Source organism: Xanthomonas axonopodis (assembly GCF_001304695.1).
In the GTDB taxonomy this organism is placed as follows: Bacteria; Pseudomonadota; Gammaproteobacteria; order Xanthomonadales; family Xanthomonadaceae; genus Xanthomonas; species Xanthomonas axonopodis.
On record NZ_JFAQ01000205.1, the window covers coordinates 1 to 2,890 of the forward strand.

At 62.9% G+C, this 2,890-nt stretch carries 5 protein-coding genes; 2 read left to right on the forward strand and 3 right to left on the reverse strand.

Annotation, left to right across the window (positions count from 1 at the left end; all coding sequences use genetic code 11):
* Positions 1–57: 57 nt before the first annotated feature.
* The 3 genes from XAXN_RS16905 to XAXN_RS16915 all read right to left on the reverse strand — a co-directional run bounded on the left by XAXN_RS16905 (position 58) and on the right by XAXN_RS16915 (position 1,928).
* Positions 58–1,035: a beta-ketoacyl-ACP synthase III gene (locus tag XAXN_RS16905; protein ID WP_054320413.1), complete on the reverse strand. Its 978-nt coding sequence runs from the start codon at positions 1,033–1,035 to the stop codon at positions 58–60.
* A 90-nt stretch (positions 1,036–1,125) separates the two neighbouring features.
* Positions 1,126–1,320 (reverse strand): 50S ribosomal protein L32, encoded by a 195-nt coding sequence (gene rpmF, locus XAXN_RS16910; RefSeq protein WP_003483870.1) that lies wholly within the window; start codon positions 1,318–1,320, stop codon positions 1,126–1,128.
* 98 nt (positions 1,321–1,418) lie between these two features.
* Positions 1,419–1,928, reverse strand: coding sequence for a YceD family protein (locus tag XAXN_RS16915; RefSeq protein WP_007969004.1), 510 nt, complete (start codon positions 1,926–1,928; stop codon positions 1,419–1,421).
* Between the two features lie 112 nt (positions 1,929–2,040).
* Here XAXN_RS16915 and XAXN_RS16920 point away from each other — a divergent pair, with 112 nt between their 5' ends.
* Positions 2,041–2,616 carry a Maf family protein gene (locus tag XAXN_RS16920; protein ID WP_054320414.1) on the forward strand — a complete coding sequence of 192 codons (576 nt, stop codon included), beginning with the start codon at positions 2,041–2,043 and terminating at the stop codon, positions 2,614–2,616.
* Positions 2,617–2,750: 134 nt separating this feature from the next.
* On the forward strand, positions 2,751–2,890 hold a 140-nt coding region (locus XAXN_RS21945), incomplete at its 3' end, for a transposase (RefSeq protein WP_134984910.1).

Genomic DNA, 2,890 nt, shown 5'->3' on the forward strand with positions numbered 1-2,890 from the left:
GCCATGCACGAACCGCTTGAATGGACGTGTGCACCCACTCGTACAGGAAGCAAAACGTCAGTAGCGCAGCAGCGCCGAGCCCCAGGCAAACCCGCCGCCGAAGGCTTCCAGCAACAGCAACTGGCCGCGCTGCACGCGACCGGAGCGCACTGCTTCATCCAGCGCCAGCGGCACCGACGCAGACGACGTATTGCCATGGCGATCCACGGTGACGACCACCTGCTCCATCGGCAACTCCAGCCGCTTGGCAGTGGCTTCGATGATGCGCAGGTTGGCCTGATGCGGAATCAGCCAATCCAGGTCGTGCTTGTCGTAGCCGTTGGCCGCCAGGGTCTCATCGACCACCGAGTCCAACGCCTTGACCGCATACTTGAAGACGTCGTTGCCCTTCATCAGCAACGCGCCGCCGCCGTTCTTGCCTTCGCCGAATCCCACCGAGACCCCCACCGGATCCCACAGCAGCTCTTTCTTGCTGCCATCGGCACGCAAATGGGTGCTGAGGATGCCGGTTTCTTCGTCGGCCTTGAGGATCACCGCGCCGGCGCCATCGCCAAACAGCACACAGGTGGTGCGGTCGGTCCAGTCGACGATGCGGGTCAGGGTTTCTGCGCCAACCACCAGCACGGTCTTGGCGTCGCCACTGCGCACAAACTTGTCGGCCACGCTGAGCGCGTAGACAAAACCCGAGCAGGCAGCGTTGACGTCCATCGCACCGCAACCGACATTGCCCAGCCGGGCCTGCAACAAGCAGGCAGTCGACGGAAAGATCAGGTCCGGGGTGGTGGTGCCGATGACGATCAGATCGATCTCCTCGGCGGTCACACCGGCCGCTTCCATCGCCTTCAGCGAGGCGAAATACGCCAGATCGCTGGTGGTCTGGTCGTCGGCAACGATGTGACGTTCACGGATGCCAGTGCGCGAGAAGATCCATTCATCGCTGGTGTCGACGATCTTCGACATGTCGTCGTTGGTCAACACCTTTTTGGGCAAATAACTACCCGTGCCCGCGATTCTGGAATAGATCCGCTTGCTCATACTGTTCCCTGTTGCAAGAGCCACGGTGACCGACGGCTCTTGAAGAAGCGAGAGTCACCCGGCCGCGTCGAACGCGGCGGGCGCCACGGATCAATCTTCTTGGACGGCCGACGACTTGGTCGCGATCACCTTCTTGCCGCGGTAGTAACCGTCAGCGGTGATGTGGTGGCGCAGATGGATCTCGCCGCTGGTCGGGTCAGTCGACAGCTGCTTGGCGGTCAGGGCATCGTGCGAACGACGCTGGCCGCGACGGGACGGGGTGACACGGGATTTCTGCACAGCCATGGGATTGCTCCAACTTTAGTTCGATAACTTGTTCTGTTGAGTCGAATAGCACGCTCTACGCCCGCGTCGACCTGTCTTACCGCCCTTAACAGCGGCGGTTACTGTTTCTTCAACGCTGCCAGCGCCGCGAACGGACTGGCCTTGTCTTGCTCTTCCTGGGTCGGAACCCACTCGGCGTCGATCGCTTCGCTACCCGGCGCCACCGGCACCACCGGCACTGACAGCACCAGTTCGTCCTCGATCATGTCGACGGCCCGCAGCATGCCATCTTCCGGCACCAGCAACGCTTCGTACTCGGCCGGCAATGCAGCTTCGTCGGCCTCGTCGCGGATCAAACCAAGACGCTGTCTGATTTGCACCGGATACAGAAAGCGTTGCAGGCTGCGCTGGCAGGCCAGCGGAAGCTCCACATCGATACTGAGTTCGACATAGGCGACCTTGAGCAGAGGGTCTTGATCGAATTGAAGCGAATAGACACATTCGCCGTCGGTATCGACAAGGCTTCCCTGCAGACGGGTCATCGCAGATAGCGGGATGCGGCCATCGAAGCGCCTGCGCGCTGCGACCATCCGCCAAGCATCCAGCATTTCGGGCACGTTCGCGGACATAAGCCGCAGAATGTTAAAGACCCGCGGCAGCCCTGTCAAATGACTCCATTCATGCGATTGCCGCATGGTCCGCAGGACCGCAGACTCCCCTGCTTCCTCCTCACAGCGCGCCATGATGCCACGCCTGATACTCGCTTCCACGTCTGTCTATCGGCGCGAGCTGCTCGGCCGCCTGCAGCTCGACTTCGACACTGTCGGGCCGGAGGTCGATGAGCAGGCGCAACCGGGCGAATCCCCGAGCGCACTGGCCAGCCGCCTGGCCGCCGAAAAAGCCGCCGCGGTGGCAGCCCGCTTCCCTGCTGCCTGGGTGATCGGCTCGGATCAGGTCGCCGACCTGGACGGCCAGGCGCTGGGCAAACCCGGCACGCGCGAGCGGGCCCGGATGCAGCTGACCGCCATGTCTGGCCGAACCGTGCGCTTCCATACCGCTGTCAGCCTGGTTGGCCCAGAGCGCCAGCTGCACGCGCTGGACCTGACCGAGGTTCAGCTCCGCGCGCTGACGGCCGCCGAGATGGAACGTTACCTGGACGCCGAACCGGCCCTGGATTGCGCCGGCAGCTTCAAATGCGAGGGCCTTGGCATCAGCCTGTTCGACGCGATCCGCTCGCAAGATCACACCGCCTTGGTGGGCCTGCCGCTGATCGCGCTGGCGCGGTTGTTACGGGAAGCGGGGTTTCAGATCCCCTGAGATGCGCCGCGACTCGCCGCGCACCCTAGCCAGCCAAACCGTATCCTGATTAGCTCCATCGCTCAGCCGTAGTTGCAGGATCTGCGACGCTGCGATTGGACAATGGCTCCAGCTGAAGGCAACGGAGGTGGGAGATGGGGATCAACATCGTGCAGTTTCAGCCGGGATTGTCGCTGACCGAGTGCGTGGATCGCTACGGAACCGAAGCCAAGTGTTACCGGGCGTTGTATCGGTGGCGCTGGCCGAAGGGATTTCGCTGCCCGCAGTGCGACGG